Annotated in this window: 21 protein-coding genes and 1 pseudogene; 5 read left to right on the top strand and 17 right to left on the bottom strand. The window is 67.0% G+C overall.

What is annotated here, in order from left to right; genetic code table 11:
- Nucleotides 1–48 precede the first annotated feature (48 nt).
- A complete protein-coding gene (gene queG, locus R3F42_12145; GenBank protein ID MEZ5542779.1) occupies nucleotides 49–1,125 on the top strand; it encodes a tRNA epoxyqueuosine(34) reductase QueG in 1,077 nt (358 codons plus the stop codon).
- A 134-nt stretch (nucleotides 1,126–1,259) separates the two neighbouring features.
- On the opposite strand, the gene rsmI is transcribed toward queG, so the two are convergent.
- Nucleotides 1,260–2,114, bottom strand: a complete 855-nt coding sequence (gene rsmI / locus R3F42_12150; GenBank protein ID MEZ5542780.1) for a 16S rRNA (cytidine(1402)-2'-O)-methyltransferase — start codon at nucleotides 2,112–2,114, stop codon at nucleotides 1,260–1,262.
- 111 nt (nucleotides 2,115–2,225) lie between these two features.
- Here rsmI and R3F42_12155 point away from each other — a divergent pair, with 111 nt between their 5' ends.
- The 3 genes from R3F42_12155 to R3F42_12165 all read left to right on the top strand — a co-directional run bounded on the left by R3F42_12155 (nucleotide 2,226) and on the right by R3F42_12165 (nucleotide 5,152).
- Entirely contained in the window at nucleotides 2,226–4,130 is a 1,905-nt protein-coding gene (locus R3F42_12155) for a penicillin-binding protein activator (protein MEZ5542781.1), read from the top strand.
- Nucleotides 4,127–4,483: a YraN family protein gene (locus R3F42_12160; protein ID MEZ5542782.1), complete on the top strand. Its 357-nt coding sequence runs from the start codon at nucleotides 4,127–4,129 to the stop codon at nucleotides 4,481–4,483. The genes R3F42_12155 and R3F42_12160 overlap by 4 nt, the downstream gene beginning before the upstream one ends.
- Nucleotides 4,484–4,567: 84 nt before the next feature.
- Nucleotides 4,568–5,152, top strand: a complete 585-nt coding sequence (locus R3F42_12165; GenBank protein MEZ5542783.1) for a BON domain-containing protein — start codon at nucleotides 4,568–4,570, stop codon at nucleotides 5,150–5,152.
- A 63-nt stretch (nucleotides 5,153–5,215) separates the two neighbouring features.
- Here the strand turns inward: R3F42_12165 and R3F42_12170 are convergent, their stop codons facing one another.
- Nucleotides 5,216–5,632, bottom strand: a complete 417-nt coding sequence (locus R3F42_12170; protein MEZ5542784.1) for a hypothetical protein — start codon at nucleotides 5,630–5,632, stop codon at nucleotides 5,216–5,218.
- 251 nt (nucleotides 5,633–5,883) lie between these two features.
- Between R3F42_12170 and R3F42_12175 the strand changes: the two genes are divergently transcribed.
- A complete protein-coding gene (locus tag R3F42_12175) occupies nucleotides 5,884–6,900 on the top strand; it encodes a rhodanese-related sulfurtransferase (GenBank protein ID MEZ5542785.1) in 1,017 nt (338 codons plus the stop codon).
- Nucleotides 6,901–6,975: 75 nt separating this feature from the next.
- Here R3F42_12175 and der read toward each other — a convergent pair whose 3' ends face one another.
- From der to R3F42_12250, 15 genes and pseudogenes are all read right to left on the bottom strand, one after another.
- Complete coding sequence (gene der / locus R3F42_12180; protein ID MEZ5542786.1) at nucleotides 6,976–8,385, bottom strand: ribosome biogenesis GTPase Der; 1,410 nt, start codon at nucleotides 8,383–8,385, stop codon at nucleotides 6,976–6,978.
- Between the two features lie 68 nt (nucleotides 8,386–8,453).
- A complete protein-coding gene (bamB, locus tag R3F42_12185; GenBank protein MEZ5542787.1) occupies nucleotides 8,454–9,626 on the bottom strand; it encodes an outer membrane protein assembly factor BamB in 1,173 nt (390 codons plus the stop codon).
- Nucleotides 9,623–10,285 carry a tetratricopeptide repeat protein gene (locus tag R3F42_12190; GenBank protein MEZ5542788.1) on the bottom strand — a complete coding sequence of 221 codons (663 nt, stop codon included), beginning with the start codon at nucleotides 10,283–10,285 and terminating at the stop codon, nucleotides 9,623–9,625. Before R3F42_12190 ends, bamB begins: the two co-directional genes overlap by 4 nt.
- 54 nt (nucleotides 10,286–10,339) lie before the next feature.
- Nucleotides 10,340–11,614 carry a histidine--tRNA ligase gene (gene hisS, locus R3F42_12195; GenBank protein ID MEZ5542789.1) on the bottom strand — a complete coding sequence of 425 codons (1,275 nt, stop codon included), beginning with the start codon at nucleotides 11,612–11,614 and terminating at the stop codon, nucleotides 10,340–10,342.
- An 82-nt stretch (nucleotides 11,615–11,696) separates the two neighbouring features.
- The gene (locus tag R3F42_12200; protein MEZ5542790.1) at nucleotides 11,697–12,194 is read right to left on the bottom strand and encodes a helix-turn-helix domain-containing protein; all 498 of its coding nucleotides are present in this window, start codon (nucleotides 12,192–12,194) and stop codon (nucleotides 11,697–11,699) included.
- Nucleotides 12,172–12,945: a type IV pilus biogenesis/stability protein PilW gene (gene pilW / locus R3F42_12205; protein ID MEZ5542791.1), complete on the bottom strand. Its 774-nt coding sequence runs from the start codon at nucleotides 12,943–12,945 to the stop codon at nucleotides 12,172–12,174. The genes R3F42_12200 and pilW overlap by 23 nt, the downstream gene beginning before the upstream one ends.
- Nucleotides 12,946–12,947: 2 nt before the next feature.
- Nucleotides 12,948–14,045 carry a 23S rRNA (adenine(2503)-C(2))-methyltransferase RlmN gene (gene rlmN / locus R3F42_12210; GenBank protein ID MEZ5542792.1) on the bottom strand — a complete coding sequence of 366 codons (1,098 nt, stop codon included), beginning with the start codon at nucleotides 14,043–14,045 and terminating at the stop codon, nucleotides 12,948–12,950.
- A 21-nt stretch (nucleotides 14,046–14,066) separates the two neighbouring features.
- Nucleotides 14,067–14,495, bottom strand: coding sequence for a nucleoside-diphosphate kinase (ndk, locus tag R3F42_12215; GenBank protein MEZ5542793.1), 429 nt, complete (start codon nucleotides 14,493–14,495; stop codon nucleotides 14,067–14,069).
- 367 nt (nucleotides 14,496–14,862) lie between these two features.
- Nucleotides 14,863–15,732 carry a succinate--CoA ligase subunit alpha gene (gene sucD / locus R3F42_12220; GenBank protein MEZ5542794.1) on the bottom strand — a complete coding sequence of 290 codons (870 nt, stop codon included), beginning with the start codon at nucleotides 15,730–15,732 and terminating at the stop codon, nucleotides 14,863–14,865.
- A complete protein-coding gene (gene sucC / locus R3F42_12225) occupies nucleotides 15,729–16,898 on the bottom strand; it encodes an ADP-forming succinate--CoA ligase subunit beta (GenBank protein MEZ5542795.1) in 1,170 nt (389 codons plus the stop codon). Before sucC ends, sucD begins: the two co-directional genes overlap by 4 nt.
- Before the next feature lie 22 nt (nucleotides 16,899–16,920).
- Entirely contained in the window at nucleotides 16,921–17,895 is a 975-nt protein-coding gene (locus R3F42_12230; GenBank protein MEZ5542796.1) for a CoA ester lyase, read from the bottom strand.
- Between the two features lie 250 nt (nucleotides 17,896–18,145).
- Nucleotides 18,146–18,346, bottom strand: coding sequence for a Fe-S cluster assembly protein IscX (iscX, locus tag R3F42_12235; protein MEZ5542797.1), 201 nt, complete (start codon nucleotides 18,344–18,346; stop codon nucleotides 18,146–18,148).
- 321 nt (nucleotides 18,347–18,667) lie between these two features.
- Entirely contained in the window at nucleotides 18,668–19,006 is a 339-nt protein-coding gene (gene fdx / locus R3F42_12240; GenBank protein ID MEZ5542798.1) for an ISC system 2Fe-2S type ferredoxin, read from the bottom strand.
- 34 nt (nucleotides 19,007–19,040) lie between these two features.
- A pseudogene (gene hscA / locus R3F42_12245) lies at nucleotides 19,041–20,923 on the bottom strand (Fe-S protein assembly chaperone HscA).
- Between the two features lie 253 nt (nucleotides 20,924–21,176).
- A complete protein-coding gene (locus R3F42_12250; GenBank protein ID MEZ5542799.1) occupies nucleotides 21,177–21,314 on the bottom strand; it encodes a hypothetical protein in 138 nt (45 codons plus the stop codon).
- Nucleotides 21,315–21,359 lie beyond the last annotated feature (45 nt).

Consider the following 21,359-nt stretch of genomic DNA (forward strand, 5'->3'; position numbering starts at 1 on the left):
CTGGAAAGCGGCAACATACTCTGAAGCCGGCCGCCAAATCCAGCCCTCATGGACCATCCCCCCACCGCAGACCGCCCCACCGATTACACTGCACTCGCCGCGCGGATCAGGCACTGGGCTGCCGAACTCGGTTTCCAGCAGACCGGCATCACGGGGATCGCGCTGGCAGCGGACGAGGCGCGCCTGCTCGACTGGCTGCGCGCCGGCTTGCATGGCGAGATGGCGTACATGGCGCGCCACGGCACGCGGCGCTCGCGGCCGGCGGCGCTGGTGCCGGGCACCCTGCGGGTCATCTCGCTGCGCATGGATTACTGGCCCGGCGCCGCGCGTCCCGCCGCGGAGCTGCTCGCCGAGCCGACGCGCGGCTATGTCTCGCGCTACGCCCTCGGCCGCGACTACCACAAGCTGATCCGGCAGCGGCTGCAGCGTCTGGCCGAGCGTATCGCGCAGGTGACCGGCCCGTTCGGGCATCGCGTCTTCACCGACAGTGCGCCGGTGCTGGAAAAGGCACTGGCCCGCAACGCCGGCCTCGGCTGGATCGGCAAGCACACCAATCTCATCAACGAACGCGCCGGTTCCTGGTTCTTTCTCGGCGAGCTCTACACCGACCTGCCGTTACCGGTTGATGCGCCCGCGGCGGCGCACTGCGGCGACTGCCAGGCCTGCATCGAGGCATGCCCGACCGGCGCCATCACCGCCCCCTTCACCCTCGACGCGCGGCGCTGCATCTCCTATCTGACCATCGAGCTGCACGGCCCGATACCGGAGCCGCTGCGGCCACTGATCGGCAATCGCATCTACGGCTGCGACGACTGCCAGCTGGTCTGTCCGTGGAACCGCTTCGCCCGCCCGAGCGCGGAAACCGATTTCCAGCCGCGCCATGCACTCGACGGGACGACCCTGGTGGAACTGTTCGACTGGGACGCACAGACGTTCGAACAGCGCATGCGCGGCAGCGCCATCCGCCGCATCGGCCATGAACGCTGGCTGCGCAACATCGCCGTGGCGCTGGGCAACGCGCCCGGCACAGCGGAAATCGTCGCCGCACTGACACGACGCCGCGCGCACCCCGCCGCGCTGGTACGCGAACACGTCGAGTGGGCGCTGCGCCGGCATGGCGCCTGAACACGGGCGACGAACCCGGGACGGCCAGCCGGCGCGGTCCGCACGATCCTGAAACTGCTGCAGGCGCGGGCCGCGTCCGCGCATGTTGCCGGACCCGGTTACGGTCGCTGGCTGTCGCCACCCCGCGCCGTCGGCTAGGACCTTTTCAGCGCCAGGCCGTACTCGTACAGCCGGTTCTTGGCGATCCCGGTGATGGCAGCCGCCAGTGCCGCCGCCTGTTTGAGCGGCAACTCGCCGAGCAGGATCTCGAGTGTGCGCCGGGCCGCATCGTCCAGCGCATCCGGTTCGGGCGCCAGCCCCTGCACCAGCACCACGAACTCGCCGCGCCGGTGATCGGGCGACGCGCGCAGCCAGTCATACAGCTCCGCGAGCGGGCCGGCCACGACGCTTTCGAAGGTCTTGGTCAGCTCGCGCGCGATGACCGCCGCCCGCGTCGCCCCGAGACAGTCGATCATGTCGGCGATGCTGGCCTCGATGCGGTGGCTGGATTCATAGCAGACCAGTGTCACCTCGAGACCGCGCAGCGCCTGCAGGCGCTGCCGGCGCGCCGCCTGACGGGTCGGCAGGAACCCCTCGAACAGGAACCGCTCCACGGGCAGGCCCGACACCGACAGTGCCGCGATCAGGGCCGACGGCCCGGGGATGGGAACCACGCGCACCCCGGCCGCGCGCGCGGCGCGTACCAGCACGAAGCCCGGGTCGCTGATCAGCGGCGTACCGGCATCGGAGACCAGCGCGATGCTCTCGCCGGCCGCGAGCCGGGCCAGCAGCCGGTCGCAGACAGTGCGCTCGTTGTGTTCGTGCAGCGCCAGCAGCGGCGTCGCGATGCCGAAGTGCGTGCACAGCTTGCGGGTGTGCCGGGTATCCTCGGCTGCCACCAGCGCGACCGCGCGCAGGGTGTCGACGGCGCGCGGGGACATGTCCTGCAGGTTGCCGATCGGCGTGGCAACGACGTACAACACACCTTGAGCGGACGGATCCCTGACCATGGCAGCCGCATCCTAGCAGAGTTCGCTCCATGCCGTTGCCCCGTGCAAAAGTGGACGCCACTGCCGCTTTTCAGTAGAGTCTGCCCGACCCACCCAGGCGCCTGATTTAACATGACTGTTTTCAACCCAGCCTTGCGCTTTAGCCTGTACGCCGGCCTGCTGGCCCTGCTGTTGTCCGGTTGTGGCGGAATGCCGCCTCTGGTCACGCCCCATGCCGAGCGGGTCGAGGCGCAGGCGCACGCCCTCGAGGACAGCGGCGACTACCGCGCGGCCGCACGTGTCTACCTGGACGCCGCCGCCGGTGCCGCCGTACCGGAACGCCACCGGCTGGAACTGCTGGCCGCCGGCAGCCTGATCCGCGGCGCCGCGCTGGACGAGGCCGGCGCATTGCTGGACCGCCTGCAGAGCGCCGGGCTGGAGGGCGAGCTGCAACAGCATTTCACCATCCGTCATGCCGCCCTGGAACTGGCACGGCAGCATCCGGAACAGGCGCTGAGCCTGCTGCAGGTCCCGCCCACCGACCCGGCGCTGCTGCGCGACTACCACGAGCTGCGCGCGCAGGCACTGCTGCAGAGCTCGCAGTTCTTTCCCAGCGCCCGCGAACGCATCACGCTCGACCCCCTGCTGCTGACCGATCCCGCACGGCAGCTGGACAACCAGCTCGCGCTGTGGGACGCGCTCAACAGTCTCACCGACAACGAACTGCAGCTGCTGCGCACGGCGCCACCGCCCGACACGCTGAGCGGCTGGATGGAGCTGGTCGAACTCACCCGTCTCTACCTGCAGCAGCCGGATGCCCTCGCGGAGGTGATACCGCACTGGCAGCAGCGCTACCCCGAGCACCCGGCCAGCCGGCAGTTCATCAGTCGGCTGCTGGAAACCATGCATACCGCCGGCCAGCCGCCGGAACAGGTCGCCGTGCTGCTGCCGCTGAACGGGGACCTGGCCGAGGTGGCGACTGCCGTTCGCGACGGCATGATCGCGGCCTACTATGACGCGCCCGAGGGCAGCGTGCGTCCGCTGCTGCGCTTCTACGACAGCGGCGACACCCCGGAGCAGGCGGTGGCGGCCTACCGGCAGGCGGTCACCAACGGCGCACGCTTCGTCATCGGACCGCTGCGCAAGGAATCCGTCGAGGCACTCGCCGCGCTGCAGCCGCTCGAGGTGCCCGTGCTGGGATTGAACCAGAGCGAGAATCCCGCTCTCGTGAACCCGGCCCTCTACCAGTTCGGGCTGGCGCCCGAGGACGAGGCCCGCGAGGCGGCGCGCCTGGCCTGGCGCAACGGCCTGCACAGCGCCGTCGCCCTGCTGCCGGACAATGACTGGGGCGAACGCGTGTACGCAGCCTTCACGACGGAATGGGAGGCACTCGGTGGACGCATCCTGGAAACCGGACACTATCGCGACAACGAGGCCGACCACAGCCGCGTCATCAGCGCCCTGCTCAACCTCGATGCCAGCAAGGCGCGGCAGCAGCAGCTGACCCGGCTGCTGGGAACGCAGCTGGAATTCGAACCGCGCCGCCGCCAGGACGTCGATTTCGTGTTCCTGATCGCGTCGCCGCGGCAGGCACGCCTGATCCGACCGCAGCTCAGTTTCTTTCACGCCTCCGACCTGCCGGTGTACGCGACCTCGCGCGTGTACACCGGGGTTCCCGATCCGTCCCGGGACAGCGACATGAACGGCGTCATCTTCTGTGACATGCCGTGGGCACTGGAGGCGCGCGAGAACTGGTCGCACCTGCAGGCTGCCGTGGCGGAATTCTGGCCGGACAGCAGCAGCCGCTACGCCCGGCTGTTTGCACTGGGAATCGACGCCTACCGCATCATCCCCTACCTCGGCCAACTGGGTAACAGCATGCCCGGCGCCTACCACGGCGTCACCGGCAACCTGTCGCTGGACGGTCAGGGCCGGCTCAACCGCACCCTGCGCTGCGCGCGTTTCCAGGACGGCCTGCCGGTCCTGCTGGAACAGACGGCGCCCGGGGCACCCGTCGGCGCCGGCGGCATGCATTGAGCGTGACCGCGACGGACCGCGGCAAGGCGGCGGAACAGCACGCAAGGCAGCACCTGCAGGCACATGGCCTGGAACTCCTGCGCTGCAACTACCACAGCCGCTACGGCGAGATCGACCTGGTGATGCGGGACCGGGACAGTATCGTGTTCGTTGAGGTACGATACCGCCGGCAGCTGGGCTTCGGCTCGGCGGCCGAGAGCGTGGACCGGCGCAAGCAGGCGCGCCTGATCGCCTGCGCCCAGCACTACCTGCAGACACATCCGGAATGCGCCAGGCAACCCTGCCGTTTCGACGTGGTGACGCTCGGCGCGGGCGCGCGCCTGCAATGGATCAGGAATGCATTCAGTGCCTGATACGGCAGCCCGGAACCACCGGCCGCTGCAGCGGTCGCACCGGAACACAACCCGAATTCGCAGCAGCGAGAGGAGATCGCATACATGAAACCCGTCAGTACACTGCTTGTGGCCTGCCTGGCCGTCACGTCCTTCTACGGCTGCGCGCCCGTGGTGGTCGGTGGTGCCGCAGCCGGCGGCGCCGCCCTGCACAGCCGCCGCACCGTGGGCACTTTCGTGGACGATCAGGGCATCGAGCTGAAGGCACGCGTAGCCATCGCGGAACAGCGGGGCCTGAACGACCAGACCCATATCAGCGTCACCAGCTACAACGGCGTGGTCCTGCTGACCGGCCAGGCGCCGACCGAATCGCTGCGGCAGCAGGTGCAGGATATCGCGGCCGGCATCGACAAGGTGCGCATGGTGCACAACGAGATCAGTATCGCCGCCCCCAATTCGATGATGACCCGATCCAGCGACACCCTGATCACCGGCAAGGTCAAGACCGCGCTGTTCAACATCAAGGGCATCGAGGACTTCGATCCGACCCGCGTCAAGGTGGTCACGGAAGACGGCGTTGTCTACCTGATGGGGCTGGTCTACCGCAACGAAGCGGATGCCGTGGTCGACCAGGCGCGCCAGGTCGGCGGCGCGAAGAAGATCGTCAAGGTGTTCGAGTACCTCGACTAGAACCCAGCGCAGCAGTGCGCGTGCCGCGGGCGAGACGCGCGGCGCGGGCGCTGCACGCGTTCGTCAGCGGCTCTTTTCCGCCCAGGCGCCGAAGCGGCCGTTGAACGACAGTACCCGGTCCGAGGTGACGACGACGGCCGCGGTGTCTTCCGCCTCAACGCTGAGCACCGTCTCGCCGGCGCTGCGGCGCTTGCTGGCCCAACCGCTGGGCAGCAATCCCACGCCGGCAAAGCGCTGGTTCGTGATCACGATCGCGACCCCCTTGGCCACCACGCGCTGCTCGATCACCTCCTTCGCGCTGATCGGGAGATCGAAGAACTGGCCGGTTTCGGCATTGACCGCCGTGACCCGGTTATCTTCCATCACCAGGAACACGGACTTGCCGACCTCTTCGTCGGCGCGCACGGCGAGCGCCGCCAGCAGCAGGAGCAGCACCGTGCCGGACTGCAGGATTCGGGAAATAATGTCGGATCTGTACATGTCTCGCTCCGTGACCGCGTCCGCGGGGAACCACCTCATATTCACCCGCGGCCGCGGCACTAGCGCCAACCCGCAGACCACGGCCCGGGTGATGGTGCCGATGCTACCTGAACGGGTCGCGATCTGGCCAGGCGCCGGCGCGGCCTGAGGGCAACCGGGTGACCCGGCAGCGGCACCACCCGCCGCTGATGGCGACACACCCGGTGCGCCCGCTATAATTTCCCGCCATTGCCAGGCTGCAGATACTTGCCATGAACCCCATACCCGCCCCGATCGTGGTTTGCGCGCTGTACCGATTCGTGACGCTGGACGATTACCGTGCCCTGCGCGGGCCGCTGCTGGCGGTGATGGAACAGCAGGGTGTGCGCGGGACGCTGTTGCTGGCGCGCGAAGGCATCAACGGCACGGTCGCCGGTTCGCAGGCGGCAATCACCACCCTGCTCGACTGGCTGCAGCACGACCCGCGCCTGGCCGGACTCGAGTACAAATGCGCCCGCACCGACCAGCCGCCCTTCCGGCACAGCCGGGTCAAGCTGAAACGGGAGATCGTCACCATGGGGGTCGCGGACATCGATCCGAACCGGGTGGTCGGCACCTACGTCGCCCCGGCCGACTGGAACGCGCTGATCAGCGATCCCGGCGTGCTGGTGCTGGACACCCGCAACGATTACGAAGTCCGCGTGGGCACCTTCCGCCGCGCCGTCGATCCCGGCATCCGCACCTTCCGGGAATTCCCGGCGTTCGTCCGTACGCACCTCGACCCGCAGCGCCATCGCCGGGTGGCGATGTTCTGTACCGGCGGCATCCGCTGCGAGAAATCCACCGCCTACCTGCGGCAACAGGGCTTCGAGGAGGTCTATCACCTGCAGGGCGGTATCCTGAAGTACCTCGAGCAGGTACCCGAGGATGCGTCGCTGTGGCAGGGCGAGTGCTTCGTGTTCGACGAGCGCGTCACGGTCGACCACCGGCTGCGCAGGGGCAGCTACGCACTGTGCCACGCCTGCCGCATGCCGGTCTCGGCCGCGGACATGGCGAGCGCCGCCTGGCAGCCCGGGATCAGCTGCCCGCACTGCGCCGGTCATCACGACCCGCAGCGACTGGCGCGGTTCGCGGAACGCGAACGCCAGGTAGGCCTTGCCGACATACGCGGCACGGCGCACCTGGGCGCGGCGGCACGCAGCGTCATGGAGGAGAACCGCGCACGCAAGCGGCTCGACCGGGAACGTCAGCGCCATGCCGCGGCGCTCGCGAACGCGCGGCACCGCTGACGCCGCCGCCCGGACTTTAAGCACCTTTGCGCCTGCGCGCGCGACAATTACGGTACCTGCCGCCGGCAGCGTGGACTAGCGCTGTTTCCGGGTGACGTGTTTTTTCAGGCGCGCCTTGCGCTTGATCTGGCGCGGGGTGAGCTTGTTGCGGCGGCCCTGGTAGGGATTCGTGCCGGTGCGGAATTCGATCCGGATGGGCGTGCCCGTGAGCTGCATGGCTGCGCGGAAGGTGTTGACCAGGTAGCGGCGGTAGGCGGCCGGCACGGCCGCGGTCTGGTTGCCGTGGATCACGATCACCGGCGGATTGCGTCCGCCCTGATGGGCATAGCGCAGCTTGATGCGCCGGCCGCGCACCAGCGGCGGCTGGTGCTCCTGCACGGCGCGTTCCAGGATGCGGGTCAGTTCCGGTGTCGACAGTTCGCGCAGCGCCGAAGCATGGGCCGCGCGGATCTGCGGAAACAGTTCGCCAACGCCGGTGCCGTGTTTTGCCGAGATGAAGGTCGTGACGGCGAAATCGAGAAACGGCAAGCGCCGGTCCAACTGGTCGCGGATGCGCTCGCGCGCATGGGCATCCAGGCCGTCCCATTTGTTGACCGCAACGATCAGCGCCCGTCCCTTCTCGGTGATGTAGCCGGCCAGGCTGGCATCCTGCTCGCTGATCTGGCGCTGCGCGTCCAGCACCAGGATGACAACGTGCGCCGCGTCGATGGCTTGCAGCGTCTTGATCACGCTGAACTTCTCGACGGCCTCCTGCACGCGCGCCCGGCGCCGCACGCCGGCCGTGTCGATCAGGGTGTAATCTGTACCGTCGCGCGTGAACGGGATGAAGATGCTGTCGCGCGTCGTGCCCGGCATATCGAACACCAGCACGCGCTCCTCGCCCAGCATGCGGTTGATGAGAGTGGACTTGCCGGCGTTCGGCCGGCCGACCACCGCGACGCGAATGTTGCTGGCGATCTCCGCGGTTGCGGCGCCCTGGGCCGGCGCGGTATCCGGCGGCAGGCGTTCCAGCGCCAGGTCCATCAGCGCCGCGACCCCGCGCCCCTGGCTGGCGGCGATGGGTTGCGGTGCGCCCAGGCCCAGGGTATGAAACTCGGCTATCACCGCGGGTATATCCAGGCCATCGGTCTTGTTCGCGACCAGGATGCAGGGCTTGCCGGTGCGGCGCAGGGCTACGGCCAGCGTTTCGTCCAGCGCCGTCAGGCCGTCACGCGCATCGACCATGAACAGCACCAGGTCGGCCTCGTCCACCGCCTGCCAGGCCTGGCGCGCCATGAGCCCTTCGAGGTCGCCACCGGCGGCGCCGAGGCCGCCGGTATCGATGACGATGTAGGGGCGTGCGCCGAGCGCGCCATCGCCGTATTGGCGGTCACGCGTCAGTCCCGGGAAGTCCGCGACCAGCGCGTCGCGGGTGCGCGTGATCTGGTTGAACAGGGTCGACTTGCCGACGTTCGGGCGACCCACGAGTGCGATGACCGGTAACATGGCGCAGGACTGGTGATGCTGGTGGCGCGTGGGCGGCCGCTGTCGAGCGAGCGGTTGCCGGCGTTGCGCTATTTCTCTTCCAGGGTGAAGGCGGACAGCGCGCCGGAATTGCCGAACACGTACAGGGTATCAGCGGCCGCCAGCGGCCGCGCCTGGATGCCGTCAGCATCCACCTCGCTGCGCCCGGCAATGTGTCCGTCGTAGCGCGACAGCAGATGAACGTAGCCCTGCGCATCGGCCACCGCCACGTAGTCATCGATCGGCGTCGGCGCGGTCAGGCCGCGCCAGGCGAGGCTTTCGAGTTTCCAGGCCGAGGCACCCGTGGTGCGCGACAGTGCCCAGACGTCGCTCTTGTCGTCGGTCACGTACACCTGGGAGTAATCAACGCCGAGCCCCGCACTGGAGGACATGTCACGCTCCCAGCCCACGTTGCCGGTGGCAAGCTCCAGCATCGCGACGCGACCCTGGTAGGTGACGACATAGACGGCATTGCCCGTGATCACCGGATTGCCGTCGATGTCGACGATACGCTCGAGCTCGGAACGGCCTTGCGGGATGGCAACGCTCTTTTCCCATACCGGGATACCCTTGTCGGCGCTGAACGCGACGAGATTGCCGTTGGAGAAGCCGGCCAGCACCAGCCCCCGCGCCGTTGCGGGGGAGCTGGTACCGCGCAGCGTCAGCACCGGCACCGTCCGGTCGTTGATCCACACCTGCCGGCCGTTCGCGGCATCCAGCGCCGTGATGGTGCCGTCGGCGGTCTGCACGATCACCTTGTCGAGATCGACCCGCGGGACCGACAACACCTCGCTGCTCGCCTCCACGCGCCAGCGTTCCTTCCCGCTGTCGGCATCCAGCGCGATCACCTCGCCGTCGCTGCTGCCGACCACCACCAGCCCCTCGCCTGCGCCTGGGCCGGCTGCCAGCACGGCCGCCGTCGCCGTCGACCACAGCTGCTTGCCGGTCTCCGCATCCAATGCCACGACCCGTCCCTTGCGGTCGGCCGCGTACAAGCGCCCCCCCGCCAGCGCCGGCTGCAGGTTGATGAACTGCCCGCCGTAGCCGACCCCGACATCCGTACGCCAGCGCCGCACCAGGCGCACCGAGGCATCGATGTCCGCCAGCGGCGTCGGCGGTTCGGTGTTGTCTTCGCCGCCGACGATGCCGTCGTACCACGCGGACATCGTGGAGCAGCCGGACAGCAGGCCGCCGCACAGCAACAGCAGTAACAGGCGTCTCACTGCACGGCCTCCGGCGCGGTACCGGCCAGCGCCGTGGCATTATCGAACTTGAGCTGCAGCAGGTGGGCACCGGGGTAATCCGGGGCCATCACGGCCAGCGCCTTGCCGTACGCGGATGCGGCACCGGCCTGGTCGCCGCGCGCGGCTGCGATATCGCCGCCGAGTTCCACGTACATCGCCTCCGCACCGGCCGCCGGACCCGTTGCCGCCAGCGTCGCGGCGGCGCCGTCGGCATCGCCGTTTGCCAGTTGCACACGGGCCAGACGCAGGCGCGCGATATTGCGCATGTAGTCGGTCTTTGCATTGTCGATGGCCCACTGCAACTGCGTGGCAGCGGCATCCAGCGCGCCTTCCTCGATGCGCAGGCGGGCGACGGCAAGCGCGGCTAGCGCCGCGTAGGGCGTGCTGCTGTAATCGGCGATCAGCATGCCGGCACGCTCCGCGGCCTCGCCGCCTTTGTCCTGCTGCAGTGCCACCATCATCGCGCCGTACACATCGGACGCCTGCTGCGCCACGTTCTCGCGCCAGGCGAACCAGGCCTTCGCGCCGAACAGCACGGCAAGGCCGAGAATCACGCCGGTGATGATCGAACTGCCGTTCTCCTGCCACCACTTCTTGATCGTTTCCAGCTGCTGTTCGTCTGTAACGTGCGTCTCCATCAAAGGACTCCTGTTTCTGTTGGTATCTGCTCCCGCCAGCAGACTGGGCGCGGGCTAAAGCGCCAGCAGGCCCGGCAAGCGCTCCTTCAGCTGCTGCTGCGGCATTGCATACTGCTCGCTCGCATCCCGCAGCGGTTTGATCACCACGGTCTGCTGCGCGGCCTCCTCGTCACCGATGACCAGCGCGTACAGCGCACCGCTGCGGTCCGCGCGCTTGAACTGGCTCTTGAAGCTGCCGCCGCCGCAGTTGGTCTGGATCCGCAGGCGCGGCTCGGCGCTGCGCAGTTCCTCGGCGTAGACCATGCCGCGCTGCGTGCCGCCGGCACCGTTCAGGACCAGGTACAGGTGCGGCTCGTCCCCGGCGTCGTGCGCCGGCCCCGCCTGCAGCAGCGCCTGCAGCCGCTCCAAACCGATGGCGAAGCCGAACGCCGGCGTCGGCCGGCCGCCCAGGTACTCGACCAGGCCGTCGTAGCGCCCGCCGGCGCAGATCGTGCCCTGCGCACCGAGCTGGTCGGTCACCCATTCGAACACGGTCCTGGCATAGTAATCCAGCCCCCGCACCAGGCGCGGATTGATTTCGTAGGCGACGCCGGCCGCCTCGAGCTGCGCGCACAACCCGGCGAAATGCTCGCGCGACTCGGTGTCGAGGTAATCCATCAGGCTGGGCGCGGCGGCGATCACATCCTGCAGCGCGGGATTCTTGCTGTCCAGGATGCGTAGCGGGTTGCCATCCAGGCGCCGCCGGCTGTCGTCGTCGAGTTCGTCCAGGCGGGAGCGCAGATAGTCGACCAGGGCGGTGCGGTAACGACCCCGTGCTTCCAGCGTGCCCAGCGAATTGAGCTGCAGCACCGTTTGGCCGATACCGAGACGCTGCCAGATACGCGCGCTCATCAGGATCATCTCGGCATCGATATCGGGCCCCGCCATCCCGAAGGCCTCGACACCCAGCTGGTGGAACTGACGGTAGCGCCCCTTCTGCGGGCGCTCGTGCCGGAACATCGGACCGGTGTACCAGAGCCGCTGCACCTGGTTGTGCAGCAGGCCGTGCTCCATGCAGGCACGCACGCAGCCGGCCGTGCCTTCCGGACGCAGGGTGAGGCTGTCGCCGTTGCGATCCTCGAAGGTGTACATCTCCTTCTCGACGATGTCGGTGATCTCGCCGATGGAACGTTTGAACAGTTCGGTCTTCTCGACCACCGGCAGGCGGATCTCGCGATAGCCATAGGCATGCACCACCGCGCGCAATACCGCCTCGAGATGCTGCCAGGACGCCGTCTCGCCCGGCAGGGTGTCGTTCATGCCTCTTACGGCCTGGATGGTCTTGCTCATGGTCCTGTGCAGTATCAGCGCTGCGCGCGCCCGTCTCCCCCGGCGTGCACGGTCCCGTGCCGCCCGCTATGTGGTCTGCCCGCTACCGCTCCGCCGGCGGCAGTTCCAGGTGTCCCGGCGACTGATCACCGCCATCCGCGTCGCGCGAGGTCAGCAGTTGCTCGGCATACGGCCACGCCAGCCAGACCAGTATCCCGAGCAGCAGCAGCAGTACGACGTTACGCAGTATCCGCGCCGACGGCAGCCGCATCGACGGCGACTTGCGCCGGATGCGGCTGACCGTCAGCGGCGGCGGCGCGCTGGTCGTCGCGGCATAGCGCGCCAGCAGCTCCTGTACGGGCAGGTCGAGCAGACGGGCGTAGCTGCGCAGGTAGCCCTGCACGAAAATCGGCGCGGGCAGGACCGTGCGGTCGTCGCTTTCCAGTGCCCGGACGATCGCGGCATCCAGCTTGAGCTCGCGCGCAACGGTCTCGACATCGAGCTTGCGCTGCTTCCTGGCGGCAGCGAGCCGTTGTCCTACCGGCGCGTCCGGGTCGGACGATGCGGATGCAGCGGCATCACTGTCCCGACCTGTGCTCATGTTCCCACTCCATCAGCTGGGCGGTCTGCCTGCTGTCCGGAAAATTGTTCTTCAGCTGCAGCGCATACTTGCCCCAGGCCTTGTGGTCTTGCAGCGCGTACTCGGTGCGCACACCCAGCCACAGGCTCTCGGGCGTGTGCGGACTGGCCTGCTGGAACCGCTGCAGGTAGCCGCGCGCGCTGAGGAAGTTCTCCCGGGCGAAGTTGATACTGGCCATCTGCAGCAACGCCGGGGCGAAGCCGGGATTCTTCTCCAGCGCCTGCCGGTAGTAACTCTCCGCCTTGTCCGGGTCGGGCTGGCCTTCCATGCACAGGCCCGCATTGAACAGCGGCAGTTCGGGGGATGCGTAGAAGGCATTGCCCGCCGCCACCTGGAATTCCTCCTCCGCTTCCTTGTAGCGTTTGCTGTTGCACAGGAAGCGCCCGTAGTTGTTGTGGGCGCCGGCATTGTCCGGGCTCAGTTTCAGGCCGCGCTTGTAATGCTTCTCGGCCAGGTCGAGTTCGCCGACCCGTTCGTAGAGCACGGCGATGACGTCGTGGGCATCGGCATAGTTCGGATTGATCTCGAGCGCCTTTTTCAGCTTCTTGAGCGAGGTTTCGTAGTCGCCCTTGCGCAGGTATTCCACGCCCAGCTGGGTATTGGCGCGCGCCGCGGCCTCGGCATTCTTCTTCTCGCCGTCGACAGCGGTGGTGGCGCAACCCGCCAGCAGGACGGGCGCGAGCAGTAACAGCACGGATATCCTGTAGCGCATGGTCATGGCACCTGGTTGGAAAGCCGGGAACGTTCGCTGCGCCGGGTCCGGTCACGGAAATCCCCGGCCAGCTGGCCGCAGGCTGCGGCGATGTCGTCGCCGCGGGTCTTGCGGGTAATGGTCACGATACCGGCCCGGTTCAGGAGTTCGAAGAAGCGGTGGATCCGGTCATCCGGGCTGCGCCGGTAGCGTGTCTGCGGAAAGGGATTGAACGGGATCAGGTTCACCTTGGCCGGCACGCCTTCCAGGCAGTGGATCAGCTCGCGGGCATGCCGGTCGGTATCGTTGACGCCGTCCAGCAGGACATATTCGAAGGTGACGCGCCGGCGGCCTTCGCCGACGTACGCGCGGCAGGCGGCGAGCAGTTCGGCGATGGGGTACTTCCTGTTCAGCGGCACCAGCTCGTCGCGCAGTGCATCGGTCGGGGCGTGCAGCGACACCGCGAGGCTGACGTCGCAGTCCTCGCGCAGCTGGTGCAGCGCCGGGACGATGCCCGCCGTGCTCAGGGTGATACGCCGTTTCGACAGGCCGTAGCCGTAATCGTCGAGCATGATGCGCATGGCGCGCACCACGTTGTCGTAATTCAGCAAGGGCTCGCCCATGCCCATCATGACCACGTTGGAGATGATGCGCTCACCGTCCGGCCGCTGCCCCAACAGGTGTGCGGCCAACCACACCTGCGCCACGATCTCGCCGGTGCTCAGGTTGCGGTTGAATCCCTGCTGCGCGGTGGAGCAGAAACTGCAGTTGAGCATGCAGCCGACCTGCGAGGACACACAGAGTGTGCCGCGCTCCGCCTCCGGGATATACACCGTCTCGATGCAGTTGCCGTCGGCCAGCCGGAACAGCCACTTGCGCGAGTTGTCGTCGGACAGCTTGTCCGCGACAACTTCCGGCAGGCGCACCTCGGCCAGTTCGCCCAGGGTCGCGCGCAGCGACTTGCTGATGTTGGTCATCGCGTCGAGATCCGCGACCCCCTGGCCGTATAGCCATTTCATCACCTGCGTGGCGCGGAACGCCTTCTCACCCCGTTCGATGAAAAAGCGCTCCAGACCCTCGCGGTCGAGGTCCAGCAGGTTGATCCTGGGGGTGGCGGTCATACGGCTTCGACCCGTGACGGGCTAGCGGGTTCGCGGGCACAGCCCTTCGCTGAAGAAAAACGCGATTTCCTGCTGCGCGGTATCGGGGCCGTCCGAGCCGTGCACGGCGTTTTCGTCCACGGTCTTGGCGAAATCGGCGCGGATGGTGCCCGGCGCGGCCTCGGCCGGGTTGGTGGCGCCCATCAGCTCGCGGTTCTTCTTGATGGCGTTCTCGCCTTCCAGCACCTGCACCACGACCGGTCCCGAGGTCATGAAGGCGACCAGGTCGTTGTAGAACGGACGCTCCTTGTGCACGGCATAGAACCCCCCTGCCTGCTCCTTGGTGAGGTGCAGCATCTTCATTGCGATCACACGCAGGCCGTTTTTCTCGAACCGGCTGATGATCTCGCCGATCGCATTCTTCGCGACCGCATCGGGCTTGATGATGGAAAAGGTCCTCTCGATTGCCATGCCAGACTCCGTGGTTAACGCTGTAAATCAGGAAACCCGCCATAAAACGGGAGCTTAGTGAAAAATTTCAATGGGGTAGTTTAAGCGCAAGCCGGCGTGCAGGCAATGCGGCCGCAGCACTTTTCAGACAATTTTGAACAGATCGGCGCGCCTTGAGCGCCGCGATTTCGCCACAGAGGACACCGGGCGCACAGAGATGAAAAATAACGGGTATCAGCCTTGATATCTCTGTGGACTCCCGGCACCTGCTCGATGCGTTGCGCTAACGCCTACATGGCCCGGGCCAGCCGCTCGACCGGTTCCCGGCCTCACCCGCTCCCTGTAGCCATGAGCCCGCTGTCGCATTGCGCTTGCCGAATACTCCCGCTCAGGAAAACACCCGGTGGGCGGTCTCCCCGATCAGGGCCGGGTTGCGCACGACGTGCACACCGAGTTCCTCCATCATGTCCATCTTGGCGTTCGCGGTATCGGCCTGCCCGGAAATGATGGCCCCGGCATGGCCCATGCGCCGCCCGGGCGGCGCCGAGACGCCGGCGATGAAGCCGACCACCGGCTTCTGCATGTTGTCGCGCGCCCAGCGCGCCGCCTCGACCTCCTGCTGGCCGCCGATCTCGCCGATCATGATCACCGCGTCGGTCTCCGGATCTTCCTCGAAGGCGCGCAGCACGGTCACGAAGTCGGTGCCGTTGACCGGATCGCCGCCGATGCCGACCGAGGTGGACTGCCCCATGCCCAGCGCCGACATCTGCTGCACCGCCTCGTAGTTGAGGGTGCCGGAGCGCGACACCACACCGATGCGGCCGGGGGAATAGATATGCGAGGGCATGATGCCCACCTTGCAGGCCGCCGGGGTGATGATGCCGGGCGTGTTCGGGCCGATGATGACGGCATTGCGGTCCTTGGCATAGCGCTTGACCTGCACCATGTCCTGCACCGGGATGCCATCGGCGATTACCACCACCACGCCGATGCCGGCCTCCAGCGCCTCCATGATGGCGTCGGCGGCGAACGGCGGCGGCACGAAGATGCCCGCCACGTCGGCGCCGGTGTGCTCCACGGCCTGATGCACGGTATCGAATACCGGCAGACCGAGATGGTGCTGGCCGCCCTTGCCCGGGGTCACGCCGGCGACGACGGTGGTGCCGTTCTGCATCGCCTCCTCGGCGTGGAAGGTGGCGTGCTGGCCGGTGAAGCCCTGAATCACCACCTTGGAATGCTTGTGTACGAACACGCTCATGCGGATGCTCCCAGTGTGGCCATGACCTTGGTGGCGGCATCGTCCAGGTTGTCCGCCATGATGAACGGGAAGCCGGACTGCGCGAGGATGGGTCCGCCCAGCTCGACGTTGGTGCCTGCCAGGCGCACCACGATCGGGACTTCGATGCGCTGGTCGCGCATGGCCTGCACCAGACCCTCGGCGATCCAGTCGCAGCGGTTGATGCCGGCAAAGATATTGACCAGGATGATTTTCACGTTGGGGTCGGCGAGCACGATGCGGAAGGCGTTGCCGACCTTCTCCGGCGAGGCGCCGCCGCCCACGTCGAGGAAGTTGGCCGGCTTGCCGCCGTGGAAGCTGATCGCATCCATGGTGGCCATGGCCAGGCCCGCGCCGTTGACGATGCAGCCGACGTTGCCGTCGAGCGCGATGTAGTTGAGCCCGTGGCCGGTGGCCTCGACCTCCTTCGGGTCCTCCTCGTCGAAGTCGCGCAGCTCGGTGATGTCGGAGTGGCGGTACAGGGCGTTGCCGTCGAAATTCATCTTCGCGTCCAGCGCGATCAGCTCGCCGCCCGCGAGTTCGGCCAGCGGGTTGATCTCGACCAGGAGCGCGTCCTTGTCGCGGAAGCAGCGGTACAGCGACTGCATCAGCTTGGTGGCCGCGCTGATCTGCTTGCCGCGCAGACCGATCCTGGCGGCGATCTTGCGGCACTGGAAGTTCATCAGGCCGACCGCCGGGTCCACGGTCTCGCGGATCACCTTCTCGGGGGTTTCCTTCGCGACCTCTTCGATGCTCATGCCACCGGAGGCCGAGGCGATGATGGTGGTGCGCTGGCTGGCGCGGTCGATGATCATGCCGAGGTAGTATTCCTTCTCGATGTTGCTGGCCTGCTCCACCAGCACGCGCTGCACCAGACGCCCGTTGGCACCGGTCTGCGGCGTCACCAGGTGGGTGCCGATCATCTCGTTGGTGTAGTGGCGCACCTCGTCGAGCGAGCCCGCGACCTTCACGCCGCCGCCCTTGCCGCGGCCACCGGCATGGATCTGCGCCTTCACCACCCAGCGTTCGCCGCCGAGGTCCTCGGCGATGGTCACGGCATTGTCGACGTTGTGCGCAACGCGACCGTTCGGCACCGGGACGCCGTAGCTGCGCAGCAGCTCCTTGCTCTGGTATTCATGGATGTTCACGTGACGTCTCCGTTGTTGTTGGCTAGTGACGCGCCCCGAGCGACTGCCCGATCTGGTCGGCCTTGCTGACCAACACCTGCGCCTGACGGATGGAGGCCGCGTCGATCAGGCGCCCGTCCAGCGCCACCGCACCGCGGCCTTCCTTCGCGGCCTCGTCCATCGCGATCAGGATGCGGCGCGCGCGGTCGACCTCCTGCTCGCCCGGGGTAAACACCTGGTGCGCCAGCTCGATCTGCGAGGGATGAATGGCCCACTTGCCCTCCATGCCCAGCGCCGCCATGCTGCTGGCCACGGCGAGATAACCGTCCGGGTCATTGAAATCTCCGAACGGGCCGTCGATGGGGCGCAGACCGTAGGCGCGGCACGCCACCACCAGGCGCGAGGCGGCGAAGTGCCACTGGTCGCCCCAATGCCGTTCGCGCCGGCCCTGCGCATCCGGGTGCGTCAGGGTGTAGTAGTTCGGGTTGGCACCGCCCATGTTGGTGGTGCGCGCCTGGGTGGAGGCCGCGTAGTCGGCCACGCCGAACACCATTGCCTCGAGGCGCTCCGGGCAGGTCTGCGCGATGGACTCGATGTTGGCCATGCCCATGGCGGTCTCGATCAGGATGTGCAGGTTGATCGGCTGGTAGCCCTTCGCCGCCTCGATCTGCTCCAGCAGGGTGGAGACGAACAGGATATCCGCCGGCCGGCCGACCTTGGGGATCAGGATGGTGTCCAGCTTGTCGCCGGCCTGCTCGACCACGTCGACGACGTCGCGGTAGCAGTAGTGCGTATCCAGGCCGTTGATGCGTACCGAGACGGAACAGGCCGACCAGTCCATGTCGTTCAGCGCCTCGATCACGTTCCTGCGCGCCTGCGCCTTGTCGTCCGGGGCCACGGCATCCTCGAGATCCAGGAAGACCACGTCGGCACCGGCCTTGGGCGCCTTCTCCAGCATGCGGAGGTTGCTGCCGGGGACGGCCAGTTCACTACGGTGCAGGCGATTTCGTACAGCCATGGGATACCTCTGTCTTGATTGCGAAAACAGGAAACCCGGCCGGCTGACGTCGGTCGGGTGAACTCCAGCGGAAAAACCCGGCAGGAACAAGGCCGCGTAATATACAAGGTTGTCGCGACCAATGGAACGCGCCGCCCGTCTGGCGGTGGCTACGCACGGCCGGCGCCGGACCGGATTATACTTTTATATAGTAATTTATTTCAGTTGCTTGGACGAATGTCTTGCCAGTCCGCAGCAACTCGCGGCGAGATCAGCCGCGTTCCTCGATCCAGGCCATCTGGATGGCCTCCAGGATGCGTTCGCCGCAGTGCGCCGCGGCATCGTCGAACTCGTCGAGCGCCATGACCCGGTCGCGCAGATCGACAAAATTGATGGTCAGCGGGTCGTCATCGGGATAGCGCTCGTCGAGCGCGATGGCGATCTCCAGTGTGTTGGTCCATTTCAGTGCCATGGTTTTATCCTCTGCACCTCGGTAGATATTCTCCGCCTCGGGAATCAGAGCACATTTTTCCTGAAATTATTGAAGCTTGCATATATGAGTGACAGTCAAACTGTTTACTACCGTCATTCCCGCGCAGGCGGGAATCCAGATATGCACTATATTCTCTGGATTCCGGCTCGCGCTCGCCAAGCTCGCATGGCCGGAATGACGGCAAATATTGTCAACCATTTATGTAATTCTCAATAGGAAAAATGTGCCCTGACACCGGGTGATTAGAACCTATCTCATAATTCCTCACGGTCGCGGCCGTGGGGAATTATGAGATAGGTTCTAATGATTCTCCGACACCATATTGATGGTGTATTTCGGGATCTCCACCACCAGGTCGGTGTCGCCTACCACGGTCTGGCAACTGAGCCGCGAGTCCGGCTCCAGCCCCCAGGCCTTGTCGAGCAGGTCGTCCTCATCCTCGCTGGATTCGTTCAGCGAATCCCCGCCCTCGCGGATGTATACGTGGCAGGTGGTGCAGGCACACGACTTCTCGCAGGCATGTTCGATCTCGATGCCGTTCTGCAACGCGGCATCGCACAGGGTGGTGCCCGGCTGCACCTCGATGACGGCGCCTTCGGGGCAGATTTCCTCGTGCGGTAAAAAAATAATCTGGGTCATGGTCAGGTATCTTGCGGTGCCAGGTCGGCTCCGGTCAGGTATCAAATTCGTCCACGCGGTGGCCGGCCATCGCGGCACGGATGCTCTGGTTCATACGGCGCTCGACATAGGCGGCGCTGGCCTGTTCGACGGCTTCGATCGCCTGCTTGATGGCACGGTAGTCACTGCCCCGGCGGGTCTCGGTGAGCCGTTTCGCCGCGTTGTCGATCGCGGCGCGCTCGTCGGCTTCCAGCAGGACATCCCCGTCGCTGGCAAGCGCGGCGCGCAGGGCCTCGAGCACGCGGTCGGCCTCGACCTGCTCCTCGCGCAGGCGCCGGGCGTCGCGGTCGTCCGCCGCGTGCGCGATGGAGTCCTTGAGCATGGTCTCGATCTCGCGGTCGCTCAGACCGTAGGACGGCTTGATCTCGATACGGCTCCGCACGCCCGTGGTCGTCTCCTCGGCCGTCACGGCGAGCAGGCCGTCGGCGTCGACCTGAAAGGTCACGCGGATGCGCGCAGCACCGGCAACCATGGGCGGGATGTCCTGCAGCTCGAATTTCGCCAGCGAGCGGCAATCGTCCACCAGTTCGCGCTCGCCCTGCACCACATGCAGCGACATCGCGCTCTGGCCATCCTTGAAGGTGGTGAATTCCTGTGCCCGCGCCACGGGGATGGTGGTGTTGCGCGGGATGATCTTCTCGACCAGACCGCCCATGGTCTCCAGCCCGAGCGACAAGGGGATCACGTCCAGCAGCAGCATGTCCGCCTCGGGCTTGTTGCCGGCCAGCACATCGGCCTGCAGGGCGGCGCCCACCGCCACCACCCTGTCGGGATCGATGTCGACCATGGGCTCCGCCTGGAAGAATGCGGCCACGCGCGCGCGCACCAGCGGGACGCGCGTGGAACCGCCGACCATGACCACGCTCTGCACGTCGGCGGCGCGCACGCCGGCGTCGCGCAGGGCGCGCCGGCACGGCCCGAGGGTCTTTTCGACCAGTGCGCCGACCAGTTCCTCGAACACCGCGCGGGTGAGCGCGCCGCTCCAGCTGCTGCCGTCGTCGCGCGCCACCGAAACGTGCACGCTGTCCTGTTCGGTCAGGGCCTCCTTGGCAGCGCGCGCCACGGCGAGCAGGTGACGCAGCTGGCGGTGACCCGCAGCGTCGCCGATCCCGGCCTGCGCCATGAGCCACTGCGCCACGGCCCGGTCCATGTCGTCACCGCCGAGCGCGGTATCCCCGGCGGTGGACAGCACCTCGAACACGCCCTTGTTGAGGCGCAGGATGGAGATATCGAAGGTGCCGCCGCCCAGGTCGTAGATGGCGATCACACCCTCGGAGCCCCGGTCCAGCCCGTAGGCGACCGCGGCCGCGGTCGGTTCGTTCAGCAGACGCAGTACGTTGAGGCCGGCCAGCCTGCCGGCATCCTTGGTGGCCTGGCGCTGGGCATCATCGAAATAGGCCGGCACGGTGATCACCACGCCGGCGAGCTCGCCGCCGAGGGTCTGCTCGGCACGCGCCTTCAGCGTGCGCTGGATCTGGGCGGACACCGCCACCGGGCTGACCTCGCCCGCCGCCGTGCGCAACAGCGGCATGCCGCTGGAGCCGGCCGCGAATTCATACGGCAGGTGCACGCCGAGGTGGCGCACATCCTCGACGCCGCGTCCCATGAGGCGCTTGACCGAGGCGATGGTATTGAGCGGATCGTCCACCGCCGCCGCGAGCGCGGCGGCTGTCTTCAGGTGCGCGGTCGGCGTGATGGCGCCGCACCGACGGCAACCCGGGTGCCGGCCAGCGGCATCCGGCAGCGTGTCGGCCACACCGCCTGGCACACGCTGGCGGCCGGCAGGTTGGTACCGAAGAGATTCGATCCCGCCGCCAGCCGGTGCTGGTGCGGCGCGGTCGACTGGCCCGAGGTTCGGATATCTGCCAGCAGCGCCATGATTCTCGAATAATCCTTGCATCCAAATCAGCCCGTCAGTGCGAGGACGATGTACAGGGATGGCACGGCATCGCGTGAGGCAGGATGCCGCAAGCGTGCGAAGTGACGGCAAGCTCCAGCTGATGTGGAAAAACCGTCAAGATTATTTCGCTACGCTCAGCAATGACGTGAAACGTATCATTATTAAAATCCTTCCCAACGCGCCGGCCAGGTAGAGCCTGGCCGCCACGCACCTCCAGTTCATCCTCGAGTGTCACCTCGAGCTCGACAGCCTCGTCACGCGGCCGGCGAGCGCAGATTTCATCAGCGCAGCGCCAGCGACCTTCTCGAGGGCTGGCGGCATCGGCGCGAACAGCCCGGTCAGCTCGTCGACCAGCGCCGCACTCTCCATTGCGTGCAGTCCATGATGTCACCCAGCGCCGCGAACGGATCCGCG

The organism is Pseudomonadota bacterium, assembly GCA_041395565.1.
Classification (GTDB): Bacteria; Pseudomonadota; Gammaproteobacteria; order UBA9214; family UBA9214; genus UBA9214.